The 26,483-nt window shown below is 22.6% G+C and carries 16 protein-coding genes; all 16 read left to right on the top strand.

Annotated features, from left to right (window positions below; translation table 4 throughout):
• Positions 1 to 188 precede the first annotated feature (188 nt).
• Positions 189 to 2,030 (top strand): lipoprotein, encoded by a 1,842-nt coding sequence (locus tag AACL15_RS03425; RefSeq protein ID WP_339033459.1) that lies wholly within the window; start codon positions 189 to 191, stop codon positions 2,028 to 2,030.
• 124 nt (positions 2,031 to 2,154) lie between these two features.
• Positions 2,155 to 2,598, top strand: a complete 444-nt coding sequence (locus AACL15_RS03420) for a helix-turn-helix domain-containing protein (protein ID WP_339033457.1) — start codon at positions 2,155 to 2,157, stop codon at positions 2,596 to 2,598.
• Entirely contained in the window at positions 2,598 to 3,464 is an 867-nt protein-coding gene (locus tag AACL15_RS03415; RefSeq protein WP_339033456.1) for a hypothetical protein, read from the top strand. The genes AACL15_RS03420 and AACL15_RS03415 overlap by 1 nt, the downstream gene beginning before the upstream one ends.
• A 158-nt stretch (positions 3,465 to 3,622) precedes the next feature.
• A complete protein-coding gene (locus tag AACL15_RS03410; protein WP_339033455.1) occupies positions 3,623 to 3,997 on the top strand; it encodes a hypothetical protein in 375 nt (124 codons plus the stop codon).
• A gap of 327 nt (positions 3,998 to 4,324) precedes the next feature.
• Positions 4,325 to 4,894, top strand: a complete 570-nt coding sequence (locus tag AACL15_RS03405) for a hypothetical protein (protein WP_339033453.1) — start codon at positions 4,325 to 4,327, stop codon at positions 4,892 to 4,894.
• The gene (locus tag AACL15_RS03400; RefSeq protein WP_339033450.1) at positions 4,872 to 6,242 is read left to right on the top strand and encodes a hypothetical protein; all 1,371 of its coding nucleotides are present in this window, start codon (positions 4,872 to 4,874) and stop codon (positions 6,240 to 6,242) included. Before AACL15_RS03405 ends, AACL15_RS03400 begins: the two co-directional genes overlap by 23 nt.
• A 316-nt stretch (positions 6,243 to 6,558) precedes the next feature.
• On the top strand, positions 6,559 to 7,908 hold the full coding sequence (locus AACL15_RS03395) for a glycoside hydrolase family 68 protein (RefSeq protein ID WP_339033448.1): 1,350 nt from the start codon (positions 6,559 to 6,561) through the stop codon (positions 7,906 to 7,908).
• Positions 7,909 to 8,101: 193 nt separating this feature from the next.
• On the top strand, positions 8,102 to 8,836 hold the full coding sequence (locus AACL15_RS03390; protein WP_339033446.1) for a hypothetical protein: 735 nt from the start codon (positions 8,102 to 8,104) through the stop codon (positions 8,834 to 8,836).
• A 105-nt stretch (positions 8,837 to 8,941) separates the two neighbouring features.
• Positions 8,942 to 11,533 (top strand): glucose PTS transporter subunit IIA, encoded by a 2,592-nt coding sequence (locus AACL15_RS03385; RefSeq protein WP_339033445.1) that lies wholly within the window; start codon positions 8,942 to 8,944, stop codon positions 11,531 to 11,533.
• Positions 11,534 to 11,547: 14 nt separating this feature from the next.
• The gene (locus AACL15_RS03380; RefSeq protein WP_339033443.1) at positions 11,548 to 12,963 is read left to right on the top strand and encodes a glycoside hydrolase family 1 protein; all 1,416 of its coding nucleotides are present in this window, start codon (positions 11,548 to 11,550) and stop codon (positions 12,961 to 12,963) included.
• Between the two features lie 645 nt (positions 12,964 to 13,608).
• On the top strand, positions 13,609 to 14,433 hold the full coding sequence (locus AACL15_RS03375) for an aldo/keto reductase (RefSeq protein ID WP_339033441.1): 825 nt from the start codon (positions 13,609 to 13,611) through the stop codon (positions 14,431 to 14,433).
• A gap of 1,237 nt (positions 14,434 to 15,670) precedes the next feature.
• Positions 15,671 to 16,213 carry a hypothetical protein gene (locus tag AACL15_RS03370; RefSeq protein ID WP_339033439.1) on the top strand — a complete coding sequence of 181 codons (543 nt, stop codon included), beginning with the start codon at positions 15,671 to 15,673 and terminating at the stop codon, positions 16,211 to 16,213.
• Positions 16,214 to 16,470: 257 nt separating this feature from the next.
• Positions 16,471 to 18,243, top strand: a complete 1,773-nt coding sequence (locus AACL15_RS03365; RefSeq protein ID WP_339033437.1) for a lipoprotein — start codon at positions 16,471 to 16,473, stop codon at positions 18,241 to 18,243.
• 226 nt (positions 18,244 to 18,469) lie between these two features.
• Positions 18,470 to 20,134, top strand: a complete 1,665-nt coding sequence (locus AACL15_RS03360) for a hypothetical protein (protein WP_339033435.1) — start codon at positions 18,470 to 18,472, stop codon at positions 20,132 to 20,134.
• An 18-nt stretch (positions 20,135 to 20,152) separates the two neighbouring features.
• On the top strand, positions 20,153 to 21,073 hold the full coding sequence (locus tag AACL15_RS03355; protein WP_339033434.1) for an ABC transporter ATP-binding protein: 921 nt from the start codon (positions 20,153 to 20,155) through the stop codon (positions 21,071 to 21,073).
• A gap of 3,598 nt (positions 21,074 to 24,671) precedes the next feature.
• Positions 24,672 to 26,402 (top strand): lipoprotein, encoded by a 1,731-nt coding sequence (locus AACL15_RS03350; protein ID WP_339033432.1) that lies wholly within the window; start codon positions 24,672 to 24,674, stop codon positions 26,400 to 26,402.
• Positions 26,403 to 26,483 lie beyond the last annotated feature (81 nt).

The following is a 26,483-nucleotide window of genomic DNA, read 5'->3' as shown; positions in this document are numbered from 1 at the left end:
AATTACACTAAATTTTATTTTTATTCTACTCATATACTATTTTTATAAAAAATAATTATTAAAGTGTTAAAAATAAAATAAAATAAAAATGTTTTTATCTTTTTAAATTATTTGTATAATTGTTTCCTTTTTTTAATATAACTCTATTATTAATATATGGTTATAAAAGTAATCAAAGGAGAAAATATATGAGAAAGTTATTAAGTTTATTGGGTACTGTAAGTCTAATAGCCACAACAAGTGCAACTGTAGTTGCATGTGGTACAGAACCACCTGTTATTCCTCCAGAAGGAATAAATTATGATGAAATTGTTAAATCACTAAAAAGTGATGTAAATGAAATTTTTTCAAAACATTTAAATGAAAATGTTTATCATAATTTAATAGGTCTTCCAGATACAGAGAGTAGATATTATTTCTTAAATAGAACTAAAATAATAGAAAATAGTGATTTAAAATGAGAGGAAATTGATCCTTTTGATTTAAAACAATTAGAGAATGACATTAAAAAAGTTTTGGATATTGATGAACTATCAAAAGAATTAAATAATTTGAAAAATGTTAATGATTACAAAATTATTTTAAATGATGTTAATGATTTATTAAAAAACGTAGTTATTGATTGAAAAACATTAGTAATCAAGTCTTATGAATCTGAGGTGGATAAACTATATTTAGGAAATGTAATTGTTGATTATAAAATTCAAATTCAATATAAAGGTGAAAAAGATATTGAAAGTTTTGAAATAACTGAAAATTTTAAATATACTTCAACAAATAGTGATTCTTTAAAAAAAGCAAGTGACGATTTTTATAAAAATATTGCAAAAGATTATTTTTCATCTAATGAATTAGATGATAAAAAACATACTAATATAAATTGAGAAAATATTAAAGCTAAGAAAAAATCTTCTGATGGCTTTGGAAAAACAAATGATGAGTTTAAAAAGTATTATCAAGATGATTCAAAAAATAATGGTTTTGAATCTTCAATGATAAATTTTATTAAGAAAAATTACTTTGAAAAAGTTGGTAATACACTGCCACTTTCTTTTGAAGGAGATCTTATTTATAAATCTTCAGAAATGAATAAGAATTCATTATTTAATGTAATGAATAAATTCAAATCATTTAAAAATGATACTGCAATTAAATTTGATTATAAAACAGATGCTGGAAGAATATTTTTAAATACTATTTTTAGAGATGAACCAAATGATTTAAAAACAAAAAATAATTTATTAACTTATTATTTTAATAAATCAAATTATGAGATTTGAAAATCAGATTTTAAATGAGAAAAGGATAGTTTCTTAAGTAAATTAAAATTAGAAAATGAAAGTGCCATAAAAGAAACTAGTGAGTATAAAAGTTCAGCCGCTTTAGGTTATGTTAATTTAACTGGTTTATCAATTAATTTGAGTAATGGTCTTTATATACATGAATTGCCTGATTTTAGATTAGCTGTAAATTATTTTGTTGATATTGATCAAAGCGAAGGAGAAATTTTAGATAATCTAGCTGAATTTAGTGTAAATAGTTTAAAAGTTTGACATAAAACTTTTGGAGTTGTAAATAGTTATGAATATCCAAGTTATAATTCAAATGAAGACTTTCTAATGACTTTAAAATCATCAGAACTTACTAATCAAATCGTTGAAGGTTTTGATGAAAGCATATCATATCCTAACATGACTAATAGATTTCATAATGGATTCTCTTTAGTAGGGAATAATTATTTGAATGAAACAAAAATTAAATTACTTAATGAGGCAAATATTTTTGAAGATTCAAATTATTCCGTAATGATACCAGATATAGATTCTAATCAAGTCTGAACATACTCAGCTTTTGATTGGACTGCTAATAAAAAAACTGGTGTTAATATTAAACATAATGGTAAAAGTGAAAATAGAAATAATCAATGATTATGATTTAATTTTGGTTATTTAGTTTTCTTTATTGATTTAGATAAGATAACTCTTGGAGCTATTGAACTTGGTGATAAAGAAATAATTAAGTTTATATAATAATTATAATATTTTTTTACAAGTAGAAGGTATTGGGGGGTCTAAGTTCATAGGCTCTCCAATTTTTTCGTTTTATAATTCCGAACAAGATTATAATTGTATTAGCAAGAAAGGTTGTATATAAATGAAATATTCAAATAAATTAAAAATTCAAGATGTTAATGATTATATTAATGGAGTCAAATTAAAAGATATTGCAATTAAATATAATATAAAAGCTAATTCAAGTATTTTAGACTGATATCAAAAATATCATGAATCATCTGATATTAAAGTATTTGATAGGAAAAAACGTAATAAATTCAATGAAATTAGACTTAAAAATAAAGTTAGTAAATATAGTGAAGAAAACAAAGATTTAAAAAAGAAACTTTTTGAATTAGAATCACAAATTAAACAAGGTGTTCATTTAATAGAAATTAAGAAGGAAAAGAAAAAAAGAGAACAAACAGAGAAAGAGAATGAATTATTAAAAAAGTCCATAGCATCATTTCTAATAGGTTATCAAAAGGTTAATAAAAAAACATATACAAAAAAGAATATCAAACAGTATATGAATTATCATTAATGGGAAATGATGCAAAACAAACTCTTCTAATTTATGGTGTTGGCTATCGTAGTTATAATAATTGAATTAAAAGAGGAAAGCCCGAATATAAAAGACAATGTCATATTAATGCAAAAGAAGCTGTAGAAAGTATTTATTCAAGAAAGCATGGTATATTTGGTGCGGAGAAAACTAGATTAAAGATATTAAAGGACTTTAATATAAAACTTTCTAGAGAAACAATTATTGAGCTCAGAACAGAAGTTTTATTAAAACTAAAAAAGGAAATAGCCTCTGCTAAATCAAAGACAAGGATTGGAATAAACACCCATAAGAAACATACTTCATTAGATCTTATTAAAGAAGATTACAGCTCTAATAAATATTTAGAAAAGATAGGAATTGATCGTACATGATTTAAAAATATTTATATTAGAGGAGTTAAAACAAAACGATTATTTTTACCTGCATACGACTTTTACTCTAATGAAATCAGTTCATATTCAGTTGCCAACTCTGAAAATATACTAGTAAGTCTTGAAATGTTAGAAGGTTTAGTAAGAAAAATGAATTTAGTTAGAATAACTAGAATTATTATGCATAGTGATTTAGGTTCTTCGTTTACAAGTAAAGAAACAGAAAAATTTTGTAAGCAACATAATATAATTAGATCTAATTCAGCTTCAGGATTTAAAGGTAATCAATTTGTAGAACAAACACATAGATGAGTCAAAAAGCATTTTTATTTAATATTTGGTAATAAATTTACTAATGATCAACATTTTAGAAGTTGTATATATAAATTTGTTAAAATTTTTAATAGTACAAATATAATCTTAAAAAATGGATGTACACCAAACGAAATAATCCAAAATTTTAGGAAATAATATTACTTAGGTTCCCCAATAGCAACTGTACTAAAAAAATTGATTTTTATGGAATCTAATAATTAATGATAAGTTTTTTTCTTTTTTCTGATTTTTTTGAATTAGAATAGACAACCTTAAAGAGACTAGTAGTCTCAATAGAAAGGTTGTCATTTTTTATGCCAAAAATAATAGATAAGAAAATAAAAAGAATAGCATTAGAAAAATATCGAAATGGAGAAAGTTATAATAAAATAGCAAGTGATTTAGATTTAAAATCTGGAGGACAAATTGTAAGACTTTGAATAAAAAGATACAATATAAATAATGAAGCATTCATTAATAGAAAATGTGAGACTAACTTATTTATGAGCAAAGATATAGAGTTAAAGCTTTTGAAGGAAGAACTTAAAAAAACACAAAAAGAAAATGAGCAATTAAAATCAAAAGTTATAAAGGAAAAATTAAAATATCAGCTATTGGAAAAGTGCATGCCTTCTTGCACGAACATGACACAGAATCAGATTGTGATTATGACCCGCAAGAAGGCATAAAAAAATAAAGCATTTAATTTTATTTATTTTGATTCTAAAAACACTAATTTATCAACCAAAGAAAAATGTGAAGCTTTATACGTTAATAAAGGATCATATTATAGATGAAAAAATAAGAATATTGAAGCTTTATTAATTGGTGAAAGGATTAAGTATAATAGAAAATACAATAAACAAGCAATTGGAAGTATTAATAAATTCATTAAAAAAAATGGTAGTGCTGGAAGTAGAATTGTAGGTCACTGAATTGCAGATAATTGCAATATTAATGTTAGTTACAAAATTATAAATGAATTAAAAGCTAAAAAAATTATTAACTTAAAGCAATTGAATAGACCAAAAAAATACAAAGGTGGAACTAGAGGAAATTTTGCTCCTGATCTTATAGGTCAAAATTATATTTGTGAATATAAATATCAAAAGATTGGTTTAGATTGTTCTTGAATGCATTTAAATATTAGTAATAAAAAAGTAAAAATATTGGGTGAATTTGCCTATGATTGATATACTAGACAAATGATAGTTTTTGATTTTCAGAATGCAGAAAACAGTACAGGTGTTTACAATGTTTTATCAAAAGTTCAAAAAATTGTTAGTGCTAATTTAGTTGAGCAATCAATCATTCAATCAGATAGAGGAACTGCAAATACTTCTTTTATTGTTAAGAGATTATTTGATAAATCAAATAATCTTACATTGTCAATGTCTGATGTTGGATTTAAACACAATTCTCTAATTGAATCTTTAAATGGATGACATAAAGATATTTTTTTCAAAGATTATGGAGATAGTTTTAAAACTCTTAAATGAAGAGAAAAAGGTAACCTAAGTTTACCAGTAGTTTTACTACTGGTTTTTTTAATGAAAGGAAAAAATGAAAAAAACAAAATACAGTAAAGAATTAAAAATAGAGGTTACAAAAAAGTTTAATCAAGGTCATACACCAAAAAAATTAGTAGAAGAATACAATTTAACTTCTGGAGTACAATTAGTTTATTTATGAAATAGAAAATACTCAAATTTAAACTATAATAATACTAACTTTTGTAAGGAGTTTAATATAGTGGCAAATAAATTGAAAAAAGATTTTAAAGATAAAAGTATAAAAGAATATGAAAAAGAAATAGCTAAATTAAAGAAACAATTAAAGGAGTCAAATGAATTAGTACTACTTTCAAATGCAAGATATGAAATTCTGGAAAAGTCCATTCCTTCCTGCACAACGGAGATGATCATCAACATGATGAAAATGAGCAAGAAGGACTTAATTCAGATAACAAAGACAAAAATTTATAAGCATTATTCTTTTTGCATAATATACAAATTTGAAGCGTTATATGGAATGGGAACTAATAAATTAATTAATTTCTTTTATGTATCTAAACAAGGTTATTCAAAATTTAAAAGAAGATTTGTTCTAATGTCACCAATAAAAATTTTCAAAGAAAAATTATCATTACCTAATTTTCCAATTTTTCAAAGAAAAGTTTTAAAAAATGCTAATTTTTATATTGAACAATACTTCAAAACCTTTAAAGGCTTTGTTTCAGGTGCTAATATAATTAATAAATGAATTTTTGAAACTTATAATCTAAATATTTCAATTAGAGAAATAAGAAAAATTCAAAGAGAAAATATATTTAAAATGCCTACTTTTCAAAGAAATAAGAGAAATAACTTAGGTATCAATAAAAGTAATAGTTACATTAGAAAAGATTTAATTATGAATAATTTTAAAAAAGAGAATGTTATTGGAGTTGATGGAAGCCATATGAAAATAAGAATCAAAGGAGTATTAGAAAATCAAGTTGTCATTTTTGGATACAATTGATCTAATAACAATATAGTTTCTTATTCCTTCGATAGAACAGAAAATAGTAATAATGCTTTTAAAGTTTTTAATAAAATTAAAAATTATGTTAAGAACTTCTCAATATCCAAATTTTTAATACAAACAGATAGAGGCACAGCATTTGCCAATAAAATGATATTTAGTTTTGTTAATAAGAACAGTAATTTTTTAATTCATTCTATGTCTGAAGCGGATTTTAAACATAATGCTCCAACCGAATCACTTAATGGATGAGTGAAAAATAAATTTTATAAACAATATAGTAATGAATTTACTTCAATGAAGGATTTTCATAATAAGTTCGCAAATTTTGTAGAAATGTGAAATTTAAATCATGATTTTAAATATAATATAAATAGAAAAAGACAGTTTGCAAATATTACAAACTGGTAAACTTAGGCTATCGCATTCTAAGAGTTTTAAAACTAAGCTCAGAGAATTTATTTTAAAGAGAAATAATCTTCAAGATTATATTTATAATAAAAAAAGAGGCTATTTACAATTGATTTAAAATCAAGTGCAAGTCTCTTTAAGGTTGTCTATTCTATTTTTAAAAATAGATTTTTTTTTAAAATTTGGTAAAATATATTTGTATAAATAAATTAAAAAATAAAAATTTGTTTTGACTTAACTATATAAAACTTAAATAAAATAAATTATTGCTAAAAAAGGTGGCAGGGTGGGTTAAGAAAGAAAGGCAAATGAATATATGAAATTATTATTAGGTTTACTTGGGACAGTGATAATTCCCTGTGCTTCAGTATCAAACATAGTAGTTAAAAAAGATATACAAACAAATCAAAAAACTTATAGATGAACAGAAATGACAGCATCAAAAGTTAGATTTAACAATGAAAGGTTAATTCCTGAAATTGACTATTCAAATAAAACAGCATTTATTGAGAATTATGATATTTGAGATAGCTGGGCATTAATGAATAATGATGGAAGTGTGGCAACTGTAAATGGCTATCAAATATGATTTGCTTTATCAAAACCAAGTCATGGTATTGGTGAAACAAAAATAATGTATTTTTATTCTAAAACTGGAACTAATTGAATTCCAGGGGGATATGTTTTATCTGAAAATTTAATTGCAAATTCAGAAGAATGATCTGGTTCTGCTTTATATGATGAAAATACTAAACAAGTTAATTTATTTTACACTGTATCTAATATTAGTTATGGTAAAAATTGAAATCAAAGAATTGCCTTAGCAAAATTAAACTTAAATTTTGATCATAAAATTCCGAAATTTGAGAAACCTACTTTTCACAAAATAATTGCCGAAGCGGATGGAAACTTATATCAAACATATGAAGCTGCTGAAGCAACAGGATATGACAAGCAAAAATGAGCATTTAGAGATCCGTTTTATTTTAAAGATCCAAAAACAGGTCAACAATATTTATTATTTGAAGGAAATACTGGTTTATTAAATGGTAAAGAAGGCGAAAGATTACCAGAATATACTGGAGGATTTGAAGATTATCCTGAGAATTATGATTTTGAGAGATCAAATATGGCAAATTCAGCTATAGGAATTGCAAAATTAAATTTAGAGAGTGGAGATGTTGAGTTATTAAATCCACTATGAGCTTCAAACTTAGTTTCTGATGAAACCGAAAGACCAAGTTTAATTTATAATAAAAAATTTGATAGATATTATATGTTTACAACAACTCATGGATACTATAATATGAATTTAGCTCCAGGTCTAAATGAAAATGATAGCTTACATGGGTTTACATCAAAGGGAAGTTTATTTGGTGAAATGACCCCTATAAATAATGATGGTATAATTTTATACTCTCAACCTGAAAAAACTGTAAATGAAAAGGAAATAATTTGAAATAAAAATTATGCTTATGCATGGGGAGTGATTTCAGATAATTTAGATTCTGAATATTTAATAACATTAGCCTTTACCAATTTCTCATCTGATGGAAAAAATGAATTGAAAAAAGTAAGAGGAGCTGCTCCAAGTTTATTATTAAAAATTGTAGATGATAAAATATTGATAGAAAATGAATTACTACCGGCTCAAGTTATTAGATAAAAAAATTAGAATGTAGAAAATTATAAATATTTAAAAGAGACTTATAATCTATTTTATACTTTTAGTTCCAGTTTAATAACGCTGGAACTTTTAATTATAAATTAAAAACATGTTTATACTCAAAACTTCAAATTATCATTGTTTTTTTTTTTTTTTTATTAATAATAATATTTGACTATAAGGGAGTCTCTATATGAAATCTGTTCTAAATCAATTATTCATTAATATAAATATTAACCCAAATTCTGCAAATAATGCTATTTCAAAGATTTTATTAAAATCCTATTTTACAAAAGTTATTCCCAGTATTAAAGAATTAGCTAAATTATCCAATGTAGCTGAGTCTACAATTTCTAAATTTTCTATTTCCCTTGGTTATAAAGGCTATAGAGAATTAATTTTCAAAATAAAATTGGAAATATCTGACCGTGAAACTAAGCAGAATTTAGATAGCTTTAATAAAAGTTACTTAGATTTTGAAGAGAGCATAATTGGTGCTATAAAAGAATTTGGAAGTTTTGAAAATAAAATTGCAAATTCAAAAATAAGTATTAAAAAATCAAAAAAAATATATATATTTTCTTCTTACCAATTTCAATTTGAGGCCTTATTTTTTGCTGAATTAATAAAAAGAAAAGGAAAAGAATGTGTTTTTTATACTCAAATGCTCGACCAAATTAATCAAATGGAAAAAGTTAATGAAAATGACTTTGTGATTTTCATTATAGGTGGACAAGATACTAAAACTTTGGAGATGCTATTAAATAACTTTTTATATAATGATTTTTTAGTATTAAGTACACATTCAAAAGTGAATGAATTTAATAATAAGGAAAAAATTATTTGTATTGATTCAAAGGAATTAAAACATCTTTATGAATATAGAAGCTTTATTTTAAAATATTTATTTTTACAACTTTGTAATTAATTAAATATTTGATTTCACTAATAGGAAAGTAGAATACTTTTAACAATTTTTTATATATATTATTATTTTATAATTGTATTCTTTTTATGAAAGGAGATTTCATAAATGGGAAAACATATTAAAATTTTTTCTCCTACAGATGGGAAAATAAAACCATTAAAAAGTTTAAATGATGGTGTATTTTCTGAAAATATGTTGGGAGAGGGATTGTATATTGAACCAACTTCCAGCGAGTTTTATTCTCCCTTTGAAGAAGGAAAAGTTGCTCAAATATTTCACACTAAACATGCTTTTCATTTTAAAAGCAATCAGGGACCAGTAATTCTTATGCATATTGGACTCGATACAATTAATTTACAAGGAAAACCTTTTGATGTTAAAGTCAAGGAGGGAGATTCAATTAATTTAAAAACAAAAATTGTTACTGTAGATTTTAAACTTTTAGAAGAAAAAAATATTGTAAAGTCTACACCAATAGTAATTGATTTAAATGAATTTAAGGAATGAAAATTTAAAAGTGATATTAAATCAGAAAAAAAAATAAAAAAAGGTGAACTAATTGGTGAATTAGTTTTTGAAGAAAAAACTAATAAAATTTCAACAATAGAGAAAGTTCAAAAATTATTAAATACTAAAAACAAATATGAACAAACAGCAGAGGAAATTTATAAAGCAGTAGGAAAAAAGGAAAACTATAAGCAAGTTTATAACTGCATGACTAGATTGCGTTTTGAAGTGATTGATATTAAAAAAGTAGATGTTGAAACAATTAAAAGTATTAATTTAGTCAAAGGTATTATTTGAGCTGGAAATCAAATCCAAATTGTAATTGGAGGAGAAGTTTATAAAGTTAAAGAGGCTGTTGATAATATTGAACAAGGTATTACTACCAATAAAACCAAAGTTAAATCTTCAAGTAGACAAAGTTTAGCTCGAAGATTTATGATTGCAGTTGGAGCAATTATTATGCCTTCATTGCCAATAATGATGGCATCAGGTTTATTAATGGGTTTAAAAACTTTACTTGTAATGGGAAATGTAATTACTGATATGAAATTTGGTACTGGAGCACCAATTGATATGAATGTAGATTTATTTTCGTTATTTATTAATATTGCATCAGAAACAGGATTAAAATTGATGGGAATTTTTATTGGTTATAATGCAATGAAGTGATTAGGGGGACCTACAATAATGCAATTGTTCCTTTCTCTACTAATTGCAGGAGCTCCTTTGGGTTTGGGAATACAACCAGACTTAACATTATTTAGTATTAATGGTTTTGTTGTTAAAGCTGCATTATATACTTCATCAATTATTCCCCATGTTGCTATGGCATTTATTATTTTTTATTTAGATAAATGAATTAAGATTTGAATGCCACCTTCAATTGACGTTTTGTTTAGACCATTATTAATAGTTATTATTGCCTATGGATCAATGTTCTTTGTATTAGGTCCAGTATTATTTTTAATAGAACAACTTATGGCTTTAATAGTGGGTTATTTATCACAAATTCCGTATGGAGTTGGAGTTATGATATTTGTAGCAGTTTGGCAACCATTGGTTCTTACAGGAATGCACGTGCCAGTAATTATGGCTGTAGTTATGCCAATGGCAGCTGGTCACTTTTCAAGTTTAATGGCTATTAACATTGCTGTTTTTGCTCAAGTTGGAGCTGCAATTGGTGTTGCTATTAGAACTAAAAATGGTCAATTAAGATCAACTGTTATTTCAGCAATTCCTGGTGGGATTGTTGGAGTAACTGAACCTATACTTTATGGAATTAATTTACCAAAAATGAGACCCTTTATTGCAGGAGTTATTGCAGCTGGTTTATTCGGTTTGTTCTCTGGTTTAATGGGAATTGAAGCAAGAACTGCTGGGGGTTTAGGTATTTTTGGTTTTACAGGTACCTTAATGGAACCAAGATATGCTGAAACAGTAGTTAATGGAGTAAAATTAATGCCATCTGTAAATAATATTTTTACAGGAGCGCCTAATTCTGCTGTAATAAATTGTGTATTATGATTTATTCTTAACATTGGAGTTATTCCAGTAGCAGCAGGAATTGCCTTCTTAATGTATATTGAAAGAAAAGATGAAATAAAATCTGTTAAATCAGCAAATAAAATTCTTTTAAAATATTATAGTTTGGCTAAAAAAATGAAAGTTGATGTTGCAAAAACGCAATTAGAAGACGAAATAAAAAAAATTAATTCTGTAATTAGTTTAGAAGATAGTTTAAGGTCAAAAGAAATTGAAAAAGTATTTATTAAAATTAATTGATTGGAGTCAAAAATAGATATTCTATCTTCAAAATTAGAAAAGAAAAAACAAACTCTTATTACAAAATTAGCAAGAGTTTCAAATAAAAATGATAATGAAACAAAGTTAAAAGTTTTATTAGATAGATATAATCAATTAGAAAATAATTTAAAACTTAATGAATTAAATCATGAGCTAATAACAATAAAAACAGAAAATAATAAAGTAATTAATGAGTTTAATACTTGAAAAAGAAAATCATTCGACGCTATAAATAGTATTATTTTAGAAATAAGTCAAAAAGCTGACAATAAAATATTAGCAGAAGTTAGCGACTTATATTACAATGCAATTAATGCCTTAGAAATTGGTTATATGTTAATTGATTCAAAAGATTTCTATATTAGTAAAAAAAGAATTAGACAATAAAAAGGAGAAAATGTATGAATAAAATACCAAAAAACTTTTTGTGAGGGGCTTCTACAAGTGCTTACCAGGTGGAGGGAGCTTGGAATAAAGATGGTAAGGGCTTATCTGTTCAAGATGTTAGTGCAGGAGGATTTATTAAGGGTTTAAATGTTAAGGATATAACTGATTTTAAAATAGCAGCGGATCATTATCATCATTTTAAAGAAGATATAGCTTTAATGGCAGAAATGGGTTTTAAATCTTATCGTTTTTCAATTAACTGAACACGAATTTATCCAAAGGGTATTGAAAAAGAACCAAATAAAAAGGGAATAGAGTTTTATCATAAACTATTAGATGAACTTATTAAATATAAAATAGAACCTTTGGTTACAATTCACCATTTTGATTTGCCAGATTATCTAGAACAAAAAGGAGGTTGACAAAATAAGGATTTAGTAGTAGAAGCTTATTTAAAATATGCTAAGACTCTATTTAACGAGTATAAAAATAAAGTAAAATATTGACAAACAATTAATGAACAAAACATGGTAGTTATGTTCGGTCATCTATTGGGAAAACAAATGACAGGAATTGACAAGGGACAGGAATCCTATCAAATGTTTCATAATATGAACATCGCTCAAGCAAAAGCAATTATTCTTTTAAAAAATATTGATAAAAAAGCAAAAATTGGAGTAGCTCCAAATATCTCCTTAGTTTATGCCCAAACTAATAAACCTGAAGATGTTTTAGCAGCTCATAATGCAAATTTAATTAGAAATTGAATTTATATTGATCCTTTTGTAAAAGGTAGTTATGATAAAGTTTTAATAAACTTTTGAAATAATAATAATTATAATATTGAGATTACTAATGAAGAATTAAAATTATTTAAAAAAGCAAAAATTGACTTTATTGCTTTTAACTACTATAGTTCTATGAGTGTTAAAGCACCAACAAGTGATCAAGACTTTAAAGTTGGTGATCAACAAATGGGGTTTAACTTAGAGAAAATGTTTCAATCAGCAAAAAATGAGCATTTAAAAACAAGTGAATATGGTTGAGAAATTGATCCAATAGGATTTAGATTAACTGCAAGAGCATTACATGATAGATATAACTTACCAATAATTATTACTGAAAATGGCCTGGGTGCCAAAGATGAATTAACAAGCGATGGAAAAGTTCATGATAAGTATCGTATTGATTATTTAAAAAAACATATTGAACAAATTCCAAAAATTATCAATGATGGTGTTAAATTATTTGGTTATAATCCTTGAAGTGCTATTGATTTGGTATCAACACATCAAGGTATATCAAAACGCTATGGTTTTGTTTATGTTAATCGTGATGAGTTTGATTTAAAGGATATGAAACGTTATAGAAAAGATAGCTTTTATTGATATAAAAAAGTAATCAATTCCAATGGAGAAGATCTTAGTTAATAAAGAAATTTAAAATAAATATGTTTATCTTTTTATAATTTGAATTTTTATAGAGTTTAGTTAAATTTAAACATATTTAGCTAAACTTTTTCATTTAAATTTAATTGATTAAAAGAATTGTTTATTATGAATATCGTAATAAAAATAAGTTAATAAGCTATATGTCTCAAAATACAATACTTACCAAATAAATGAATCTTTTTTTCTTTTCTATAAAAAAATATTAGTTGGAAATCAAAACTAATTAATAAGTATTTAAAAAGGGATTTTAAGATAAGTAATCTATATTAATTTGGGATAATTTAATATTTTCTTTTGCATTATTGGTAAAAACTCCAAATTAATACTTTCACATTTATGTAAAATTATTAAGATATTTTTATTTTTTATATATTATTTACTTTATTTTATATCTTGAACTATTTGATTATCTGTACATATTTTTTTCACCTATTTATATAATTAAATTATCTTTGTAAAATGTTTAGTAATTAAGTCTCATTCTTTTTAAAGGTTTTTTATAAATATTATAATCACTATTATTCTCCTTTTTTAATCTAGTGTTCTGTTTTTAACAAATTCTTTTTTTAAACTCTCTTATTGAGCATAAAAGTATTATAATTATATTGAGTAAAGGAGAACGAAATGAATAAAATACTCAATAAAAGTTTAAAATTTAATAATGGTTTAGAAATACCACAAATAGGATTAGGAACATATGAATTAGTTGATGAAGCAGAGACATTGGCATCTGTTAAAGCAGCTTTAAATGCTGGATATAAACATATAGATACAGCATCTATTTATCAAAACCATAAAATAATTGCTCAAGCTATTAAGGAAAGTGGTGTAGATCGTCAATCATTATTTATCACTTCAAAAGTGTGAAATTCACATAATAAATATGAGCTTGCAAAACAAGCAATTAATGATATTTTAAAAGAATTAGAAATAGAATATATTGATTTACTTTTAATACATTGACCAACTGAATATAAATTAGAATGTTGAAAAGCATTAGAAGAAGCAGTTGATCAAGGGAAAGTGAGATCAATTGGTGTAAGTAACTTCCAGGTACATCATTTAAAAGAATTACTTGAAAATTGCAGAATTAAACCTGTAATTAATCAAATTGAATTACATCCAGCATTGCAAAATTTGGAAGTTGTTAATTTTTGTAGAGAAAATGATATTTTAGTTGAATCATGAGGAACAATGATTAGAGGAAAATGTTTTGAAGTTGAAGAAATTAAAACATTGGCAAAAAAATATAAAAAATCAGAAGCTCAAATTTGCTTGAGATGAGGATTACAATTGGGGTATATAATAATACCAAAATCTTCAAAACCAAACAGAGTTATTGATAATATTCAAATAGAAGATTTTGAATTAACTAGTGAAGATATGAAATTACTAGCAACAATAAAAAATGGAAGAGTGGGTCCAGACCCAGATAACTTTGATTTTTAAAGTTAGTATAAGTATTTACAACTACTAAAGAAGATTAAGTTATCAATTATAAAAATGTTACTTAGTATTTAAGTAAGAATAGGCAACCCTATGAGACAAAACGTTTCAATATAAAGGTTGTCATTTTTTGTGCCAAATATAATAGAGGAAAAAGCAAAAAGAAAATCATTAGAAAAATATCGAGATGAGAAAGTTATAATAAAATAGCGAGGGATTTAGATTTAAAATCTGTAGGATAAGTTGTACGAATCTTAATAAAAAGATACAATATAAATGATGAAGCATTTATTAATAGAAAATATAAGGTTGATTTATTTATGAGCAAAGATTTAGAGGTATAACTTTAAAATAAAGAGCTTAAAAAAACACAAAAGGAAAACGAAAATTTTAAATCAGCATTTATAAAGTAAAAATAAAATATTATTTATTTGAAAAGTTCATGCCTTTTTATAGAAAAACTATGCAAAATTAAATTGTTATTGTAACCTGCAAGAATAATTATTAGTAATAAAATTATAAATTAATTTAAAGTATTTTAAGAGAACAAAGATACAAGGGTGGAGTTAGAACAAAAATTGTTTATGATCTTGTTGACCAAAATTATGTTAGTAAATATAAATTTAAAAGGTTGGTTTGAAAGAGTCTTTAATACATTCAAATATTAGTAATCAAAAAGTAAAAATTTTCGATGAATTTGCCTGTTATTGATATTATAGACAAATAATAGTTTTTGAATTTCAGAATGTAGAAAATATTATAGTTATTTGCAATATTTATTCCAAATTCAGAAAAGCATTAATGATAATTTAGTTTATAATAAATAAATTAATTAAATAGAGGAATTTAAAATATCTCATTTATTGTTAAGGGGTTATTTGATTATGTAAAAAAATCTTAGATCATCAATAGCAAATGTCAGATTTAAAAACAATTATTGTTGTGAATTTTTAAATAGATAATACAAATAGTTTTGAGTCATTATAGAATCTCAAAAATAGATTAAAAAAATTCATTTTATTAAGGAATAATTCTCAAAATTATATTTTTAATATAAAAAGAGTCAATTACATTTGACTTAACAATCAAATTGAAGTTCTTCAAGGTTGCCTGTTGTGTTAATATGTAGAGTATATTCTACAATTATTCATAGTATTTATTAATAAGAAGTATTAATTAATGACTTTTTCCTAGTTTAGATGCTAAAATATTTTGTAAATAAAAGAAGGGAAACCATTTTATGAGAATTATTCCTTATGAGCTTTATAAATATGCTCCTGATATTGCATTAACAGCTTTAAGAAAAGAATTTGGAATGCATGATTATTGTTTAAATATAAACCCCAATAATAAAGCAATGCAACCATTTTTAGATTTAGGAAGAAATTACTTTAATCAATTAATCTACGAATGAAAAAAAGAGATGGATAAAAGGGGTTTTTATGTAAATTCTTTTCATTCATTTTATTGTTATAATAATGAATTTAAGTCTTTTAAAACTAACTTTTTTTTAATATTGGAGTGCATTATTCAATGAGAATTAAAAGAATTTTTGCCTTATAATACAGAATTAACTTGATATGAAATATCACAAAACTTATTAAAAAATGATTCATTTAAAATACTTAAATTTAGTTTGACTAAATATCAACATTTATTGAAATGATATAAGGAAAACTTTATGGTACAAAATGAAAAAAATAGATGAAAACCTAAAAACTTAGATATGAAAAAAGTTTTAAACTATTTTAAAGAATATTTTGAAATAAAAGAGTTAGATTAATTTATAGAGTATTTCAATTATAATTTACCTCTTAAAAAAACACTAAAATAGTACAATAAAAAAAACTATTGATTTAGATTGTTAAAATTTAGCATAAAAAGGGATAAAAGTATTTTTTAATATTTTAACTCTTATAAATTATTTAAAAAATATTTTAACTATATAAAAATATTTTTTAAATAATTTATAAGAATTAAACCGAGTATTATTAAAATATAATTAAAATGTATTTAGCAAATACAGGTGAGGAAAAAAATATGAAAAAGTTATTAACACTTTTGGGAGCATTCGGAATGCTTACAACAACTGGAGCAACTGTTGTTGCTTGTGGATCAGTTAAACCAGATCCAGACCCAATTGATGATTGATCAGAAATTATTGAAGATTTTAACTCTGATTTGTCATCATTATTTCAAGAATATAAAGATAATCAATTAAAATATTTAATTAATATTGATCTTGATTCATCAACTGTAAGAGATGAAAGAGGATTTAAATTTTTTACAAAATCTAATGTAGAAACTTTTAAAGATAGTGGTAAAGAACTATCAGAGGAACAAAAAAAAGATATTTTAAGTGACTTAGAATTGACAATGGATAAACCAAAGCTTGAAGATGAGATTAAATTATTAGCAAAAGAAGAAAAATACTCTATCTTATTTTCTAACATAGAAGGTAATTTATTGGATGATTTTAAAATTGTTAGTGATATTGAAGTAGTAAGTAATAGTGATTCAATAGTAGAAGATGAAGCATATTTTGCAAATGTTATTTTTGATTATGAAATTTATGTAAATTATTCAAAATCAAGTGAGGAAAAAGCAAAATTTAAAATTGAAGATAAATTTAAATTTACAATTACAGATAATTCAATATTTGGAGAAATATTTAAAAATATAGTAGAAAATATTCAAAAAGATTTTCTTTCTTCAGAAAAAAATAAAACTATGGAAGATTTTGCAAATATTGATTTTAAAAATTTAAAAACAGAAAAAACTGATTTAGAAAATACAGATCAAGAAATTAAAGATTATATGAGTAAAACTAAAAGTTTTAGAGAAAACTTGGCTCTTTTCATTGATGAAAATTATATTGATGAGGGATTAGATATTAAAACAAAATTTCAAACTGATGCTATTGTAAATAATAATAGACAAATTGAATGATTGGCTAATTATAGAAGCGAAGCTAATGAAATAACTACATCTACTTTTAAAGACAAAAAAGAGTTGGGCAAAGGAACTAAAATTTATGATCAAGTTAGTTTAATAACAGGTCATGATATGACAACTACTGATGGTCAAAAGAAAATTGAAGAGTATGTTGAACAATCAACTGAATCTGAAGAAAAAATATTTAATGCTAAATTTGATGAGCTTACAAAAGATATTAAAAATAATTTATTATTAAAAGAGAATGCATTAAAAGTTGGAAAAATTAGATTGCATAGTTTATCAATAGTAACTTCTAAGGATTATATTCATCAATTGCCAGATATTTCATTAATGTTTGGTTATTATTCAGATAAAACTATTAAAAGAAATAGTGATGCTACAGCAAGTAAATTTAAGGATAATATAGTAACAGCTATCAGTGAATTTCAAAGAATTTATGAAGTAGATTTTACAAAAAGAAATAGTGCTTTTTTTGGAGGATTCAAAGAGAATGCTAATTTATATAAAAAGTGAAATTGAACTAATACACAATGAAATGGTGGAGAAGTTTATAAAAATTTAAACTTAGAAACTCTAGAATTATTTGAATACAGAGAAGAATTATTAGCAAAATCTAAACAAACTCATTTTGATTTCCAATTGGGTAGACATACAAAAGGTTTTGGTGTATATAAAACAGATTTAAGAATTAGTCTTTCAGAGTTTAGAGAAACTGAAGATGTTAAAAAAGAACTTAATCTTTATATTGAGTTTGATTATTTTAAATTAAAGTTAGATGGTGTTTTAGAAAATTTCAGAGATTGATACGAAAACAGATTATTTACAAGTTTAGATACTGACCAATATTTAAAATAATTTAAATTTGAAAAATAAAATTAAAATAAAATTATCAAATTAAATTTGCATAATTTTATTTTTTTATTAATTAACTAAAAAAGGAGGAATTATTATTTTAATTAAAAAGAAAATAAGTTTTGTAGATATTTTTAATTATCAATTTAAAAATATTTTAAGAGATAAATCATTTATTATAATGTATTTTTTATCTATAAGTTTTTCTATAATAGCATCTATTGTAATAATGACAAAAAAAACTTCTGGTGAAGCATTAACAATTTTTAATTTTTATGTTCTTATTCATACATTTGTAATTATATTGATATTAATTTTAAAATTAATTAGTTTTTTCTTTTATATCAAAAAAGAGGATAAAACTATTAATATCATTACAGTCCAACAAATTAATCGGACACAATTATTTAATGCAACAATTATTGTTATAGTAGTATCTAGCTTGTTTCTATTTTTAATAAATTTTATTTTAATAAATTTTATTACTTTTTTTGCAAATATGAGATTTGATATTGTTATGCTTAGAGTTACATTAACATATTTGATTTTTTCTCTTATTATTGTAGTTTTATTAATAAATTTTATTTTATTTCTTTATTTTATTTTTAATATTCAATTTGCGACAATTTTAATTACATTAATTATGGCTTTTGGATTTATTGCTTCTTTACCTTATCAATTTTTATCTACCTCTGAAAAATCAAAAAGTTTAGTATTTGAATCTGATTCAAATGAAAAAGTTATTTTAATGGTTGAAGATATCTATGATGCATATGAATTTCAAAGTAATGTAAATAAAAAAAGAATATTGTATCCTAATCTTAGTAATTTTATAAATGAAAAATTTTTAAATGAAAAAATGAGAATAAGTAACTTTAGTGAGTTAAATAATGTTGATAAAAGGATAGATATATGAAAGGAAATAAATATTATAAAAAATGATCCTTTAAAAATTGAATATGAGGGAAAAATAACTAGAACAAAAATTGATTCAGAGATAGCTGATTGAAAGTTTGGAACAAAAGTTAAATTTGAAACTTATTTAAAATATAATTTTTTATCTATGGATGAGTTATCACAATTAATTAATAACTCCACTGATGAAACAAAAAAAATATTAATAGAGCTAGAAGAATTTACAAATTATATTATGAGTCATTTTATGGAATTTCAAAAATATTTTTACTCGTTATTTGATGATTTTATTATTTTGGAGGAATGTGAAAATATAAGTAATGAAAATTTTTGTTGAAATAATCAAAATGGACAAAAAGAGAAACATGGTTACATTGAAAAAATAAATGATCAAGGTCAAAATGACAAAAGGTCATTTAAAGTGGAATATCTTTTAGATTTATATAAAAATTACTATGTCAATTTAAATGGTTTTACTTTGAATAGAGATGAAGCAATGTCATTAGTTGAGTCAGATATGTCTCAAGGAGGATTATTTAATCCTTTAATGTTATCTGTAAGAATCTTAGAAAATTATTTTATTAAATATACATCAAACTTTGTTATTGCAACAAATTATTCAATTAAAGAAACTTCAACTCAATGAAGAAGCTATATAAAACCAAGAAAAAGTTATGACTTAATGTTAAATTTTAACTTTTTATCTAATTTAATGTTAAATTATACATATTTTTCTGGTTTTAGTTATAACGATTTTTGATTTGAACCAAATTTCAATTCAAAAATTTCTTTTGAAAAACAAAAAAATATGTTTTTACCTTATACTACATTTACTTTAAAAATAAAAAATAATAAATTGGACCCTTATTCTTATAATTATTTTTTGCCAGTTTATTATTACTTAATATTTCAAATTTTAATCAGTTTTATTTTTTATGTAGTATCATTTATGAAATTTAAAAATATGGATTTAAATTAGTAAAAGGAAGTCAAAAAGATGGATAAAATAATTACTTTTAAAAACTTTACTAAAAAGTTTAAAACAAATCAAATTGGACCTATTAATTTTGATATTGATAGAGGTTCAATTACTGCATTATTAGGCGGTAGTGGTAGTGGTAAAACAGTTGTATTAAATGCTCTGACGGGAATTATTAAAAAATATAAAGGTGAAATTGTAATTGAAAAAATCAATAGAAAAAATAGAAAATCTTATTTAGTAAACAAAAGTATTGGTTATTATACTCAAATGGATTTTTCTCTTTATGATATTTCTGCTTATGATTTTTTATATGATAGTTGTAAAATTTTTGGTTTGGCAAAAAATAAAATAAAAGAAAAAATTGAATACTGATTAAAATTTTTTGAGTTATGAGATAAAAAAGATAAGAAATTAAAAAATTTCTCATGGGGAATGAAAAATAGAATGAATTTTATAATCTGTTTTATTAAAGAACCCGATATTATTATTTTAGATGAGCCAGGAGCGAATCTTGATTCAATTTGAAGAAATAAAATTAAAAATCTATTAATAAAATTTAAAAATGAAGGTAAAACAATAGTTGTTACTGTTCATAATATTGATGAACTAGCAGAATTATTTGATGACTATATAATACTCGAGTCTGGGGCTATTATTTTTAAAGGCTCAAAAAAAGAATTGGATTTATATAATAAGTTTAAAATATTTTTTAGTGTTAAAGTTGATATTAAAAAATTTAGAGACTTTATGAGCTCTAAAAATATTAAAACCTTTAAATATGATCCTTTAGAAAATTCAATTGTATTTGCTTCAAATTCTGCTGAAGAAATTAACTGAGTATTTTTGTTTTTATTAAAAGAAGCAGTTCCTATTAAAAATCTAATTAAATTATCAATTAGTATGGAATCTATTTATAAAGCTCTAGAAAAAAATTAGTAAAATATTTTACTAATTTTTTTGTAAGATAATTTCAATAATTGAATTACATATTTGATTATGAAACAATAATATAAAGATATGGGAACCTAAATTCACCAGTATTCATACTACTGGTTTTTTTAGCTTTTATATATTATTAAATTATTTTTTTAAATTAGTGTTAAAAATTTAAATGTAAAATATTTCAGAGATTTTAAAATATAGTTTTAGATTAATTAAATCTAGAACAAAAATAGTACTTATATATTGATAAATAAATTTTTAAAAAGTAGAATATTTTAATTAATAAAAAAGTTTTATTAAAAGGTCAGTAAACATTATATTTTCAAGTTCTTTTAATATAAATAATTTAATGTAATTCTTAATATAATCTTCCTAATAAAGTTAAATACAATAAAGTCTCTCGAGACTTTATTAATATGACCAAATAGAGGTTGGTATTGTAGTCTAAGTAGATAGTCCTTCCATTTTTTTTATTTTATAATTCTGAACAGGAGTATAATTTTATTAATATGAAACGTTGTATATAAATGAAATATTCAAATAAATTAAAAATTCAAGCTGTTAATGATTATATTAATGGAGTTAAATTAAAAAATATTGTAATTAATATGATATAAAAGCTATTTTAGATATCTTAGATTGATATCAAAAATATCATAGGCATCTAATAATAAAATATTTCATAGTAAAATAAATTAAATTAGACTTAAAATAAAGTTAGTATATATAGGGAATAAAATAAAGATTTAAAAAAATTTTTTTAGTTAGAAATACAAATTAAACAAAGTGTTTATTTAATAGACTTAAAAATGAAAAAAAGGAAAATCAGAAAAAGAAGTTAAATTATTAAAAAGTTCGTTCCATCATTTTAATATACTATCAAAAGTTAATAAAAAAAATATACAAAAAAAGTTATCAATCAGATATATCAAATAGTATATAAATTATCATTAATGTAAAATGATAGGAAATAAACTCTTCTAATTTATGCTGTTAATTATCTTAGTTATGCTGGTTGAATTAAAGAGGAAAAACTAGAATATAAAAAACAATATCATATTCATATCAAAGAAGCCGTAGAAAATATTTATTCAAGAAAGGATGGTATATCTGATGCTGAATAAGTTAGATTGAAAATAAAAGAAGAAATAGTTTCTGCCAAATTAAAAACATGAGCGGTAATAAAAATTTATAAGAGATAGAATTAATGGTACATGATTTAAAAATATTTATATAGTGGAGTTAAAGCAACACTTATTTTTATCCGCACGTAACTTTTACTCTAATGAAATTATTTCATATTCAGTTGGTGACATTATTAATACACTAGAAAATTTTGAAATGTTAGAAGGCTTAGTTAGAAAAATATTTAGCTAGAATAAATAAAAATTATTATGAATAGTGATCTATGTTTTGGATTCACAAGTAATGAAACATAAAAACTCTATAAGAAACATAATATAATTGGATTAAATTCAGTTTCAGAATTTAAAGGTAATTATTTTGTAAGACAGATGCATAGATGAATAAAAAAGTATTTTTATTTAATATTTGGTAATAAATTTAATAATAATTCATATTTTAGAAATTATATCTATAAATTTATTAAAATTTTTAATAGTGTAAATATAAAATTAAAAATGGATGTTATCTAAAAGAGATGAACCAAATTTTTAAGAAATAATGTTACATAGACTCCCAATACTCAATTATAATTAAATTTTTTTGCAACCTTATGCTTAATTCTTTACTGTTTTTTTTTTTTTTTTGTATTTTTTTAATTAAAAAAACTATTATCAAATTTAGATTACCTTTCTCTAATAATAAAGTTTTTATAATTTTAAATTTCTTAATACTATAAAATATAGGTGAAATTTATTAATAAAATAATATTTAACTTTATTAATAAAATAATATTTAACTTTATTAATAAAATAATATTTAACTTTATTAATAAAATAATATTTAACTTTATTAATAAAATAATATTTAACTTTATTAATAAAATAATATTTAACTTTATTAATAAAATAATATTTAACTTTATTAATAAAATAATAATTTAGAAAAGGTAAAGTAAGTTTACCAGTAGTCTTATTATTTTTTTTAATTAAAGTAAAATTAAATCAATAAAATATAGTAAATAATTGAAAGTAGAGATTGTAAAATTGTTTAATTAAAATTATACACTAAAAAATTAATAGAGAGTATAATCTTACTTCTGGAGTACAATTAGTTTATTTATGAAACAGTAAATACTCAAATTTAACTATAATAATACTAAGTTTTGTAAGAAACCTACTATAATGGCAAAAAAATTGAAAAGGATTTTAAAGATAAAAGTATAAAAAATTATGAAAAATAAATAGCAAAATTAAAGAAAAATTAAAGTATGCAAATGAGATAGTACTACTTTCAAATGCAAGATATAAAGTTTTGGAAAATTCATTTCTTCTTGACAACGGAGATGATCATCAACATGATAAAAATGAACAAGAAAAACTTATCTCAGATAATATAAACAAAAGTTTATAAGCATTATTCTCTTTGTATAATATACAAAGTTGAATTATTATATGGAGTGGTATTTAATAAATTAATTAATTTCTTTTATGTATCTAAAAAGGTAATTCAAAATTTAATTTAATATCTCTAATAAAAATTTTTAAAAAAATTTGAAAAAGCTACTTTAGTAATAAATATATTATCATATTTAAAGACTTTATTTTTGGTGCTAATATAATAAATAAATTCTTGAAACAACAAATTAAATATTTTAATCAAAAAAATATATTTAAATTATCTTTTTTTAAAAGAATCAACTTATATATCAAGGATAGTAATAATTATATCAGAAAAGAATTATTTATGAATAAATTTAAAAAAGGAAAATATAATTGAAGTTAATGGCAATTATATGAAAATAAAACCAAAGGAGTATTAAAAAATTGAGTTATAATTTTTTGATATAATTGATCTAATAAAAATATAGTTTATTATTTTTTTATAGAACAAAAAATAGTAATGATGCTTTTAAAGTTTTCAATAAAATTAAAATTATGTTAAAAACTTTTGAGTATTAAATTTATTAATATAAACAGATAGACGTACATAATTTTCTAATAAAATTATATTTAAACTTATTAATTGAGAATAGTAATTATTTAATTTATTCTATACTTAAGCAACTTTTAAACATAATGCTCCAACTGAGTCACTTAACGGTTAAATAAAGGATAAAATTTATAAATAATACACTAATAAATTTACTTCAATAGAAAATTTTTATAATTAGTTCATAATTTTTGTAGAAATGTGAAATTTAATTCATGATTTTAAATATAATATAGATAGAAAAGCTATTTGGCAAATATTCGAAACTAGTGAACTTAGGTTAATGTAATCTACTAAATTTATTTTTATTCTACTTATATATTACTTTTATAAAAAAATTAATTATTAAAGTGTCAAAAAATTAACTTCTTAAAAAATTTATTTTTATCTTTTTAAATTATTTGTATAATTATTGCCTTTTTCTAATTTAACTCTATTCTTATTGTAAGATTATAAAAAATAATCAAAGGAGAGAAATATGAGAAAGTTATTAAGTTTATTAAGTACAGTAAGTCTAATAGCCACATCAAGTGCAACTGTTGTTGCTTGTGGTAATACTATTAAACCAGTTGACAAAAATTATGATAAAGCTTTAAATGAATTTAAAGCGGAGATAAATCAAATTGTAAATGAACACTTACAAGATGTAACTAAAAATTTTTACATTAAAGAAGGTAAATCAAATGAGACCCTTAGATTCATTAAAAAATCTGAAATAGAAAAATTTATGGATGGAAGTAATGTGAAAGAGGCAGATAGTTCAATAATGGAAGATCTATCAAAAGATTTTAATTCATTATTAAATGAGGATGTTCTAAAATATAAAATTAATTCTCTAGCAAAAAAAGAAAATTACTCAATTATTTTAGATGGAGTAGATAATGTTTATCAAGGAGTTAGTTTGCCCGTTGCAAGTCAGATTAGTTTATTAAGTACATATACAGAAGTAGGTGGAACTTTAACTTGATTTAGTACAATTGAGTTTAATTATTCAATTATAGTTAATTATAGAAATCAAGAAAAATATATTGAACAGTATAAAATAACAAACTTAAATAGTGTTATATCTTTAACAGATAATGAAAAAATTGCTGATAAAATTCAAAAATTTTATGCTCAGGTTGAAAAAGAATTTATATTGAATGAAGTTAGCTTAATTAGCGGTGAAAAATTGGATATAAATAAAAACTATTTAGAAAATAATGATAAAGAAATTTTAAATTATTTAAATGGAAAAGAATATTCAAATAACTTTAGAAGTTTTGTGAATGAAAATTTTCAATTAGAGTTAAAAGAGTTTGAATATGGTCAATTTGAAAATTTAACAAAGGATATTTCATATAGGTCAGAAGAAATAAAAATTGAGAATTCTTCTACTATTACTAAATATTTAGATATTTTATTTAAAAAGGAAGGGAATTTATCAGAAATTGTTGAAGATACAAAGAAAGAATCTGAGGAAATAATTATTAAGCAGTTAGAAACTAGATTAGATAAAATTGAAAAAGACTTACATTTGACAGAAGAAGCAAAAGAAATAAGAAAAAATACTATAAGAATGTATGGTTTTAATTTAACTAAATTAAGTTATAAAGTTGACAATAATACATTTATTAGTATTCCAGATATCCATTTAAATTTATCATATGTAAAAAATATTGGAGTTTCTAGAGAAGAAATTCAAAAAGATATAATAAAAAATATAGAAGTTGCTATGAATGCTTTTTATGAAATATATGGAATAGATCTTAATCCTAAAGAACAAACAAACTTAGATAGACCTTATTGATTTTATTTTAAAAATAATGATTCAAAAGTAAAAAAAGAATGGAATAAAATATGACCTACTCCTAGTTTTTTTGAACCCTCAGATTTTAATGAGATATCATCTATTTTAAATTTAACAAAAAACTCTACTTTAAATGATTATAGATATGAGTTACTTAGAAATTCTAAACAAAGCAACTTTAATTTTACAGTAAGTTGAAGTGATCCGTCAAATTCGGGTCAAGGACTATATCAAATCACACATTATCCAGAAGGATTTCCTTTTTATGGTTTAGTTGCTATTGCTCCAATATTTAATAGTGAAATATTATTCAAAACAAGATTTGAGTTTGATTATCTGAAGTTAAATTTTAGTGATCATATGAATAAAACTAGTGGTAATAGTAATTTGTTTTATTTAGGTGATACTGATAAGATATAACTTCAAATAAAATAAATTAAAAAACTAAATATATTTTTATAATTATGGTTCTTAAATAAAAAACCTAAAAAGGAGAAAAAT

Source organism: Spiroplasma endosymbiont of Cantharis rufa, assembly GCF_964019665.1.
Taxonomy (GTDB): Bacteria; Bacillota_I; Bacilli_A; order Mycoplasmatales; family Mycoplasmataceae; genus Spiroplasma_A.
This window is presented reverse-complemented; position numbering and strand designations above follow the sequence as displayed.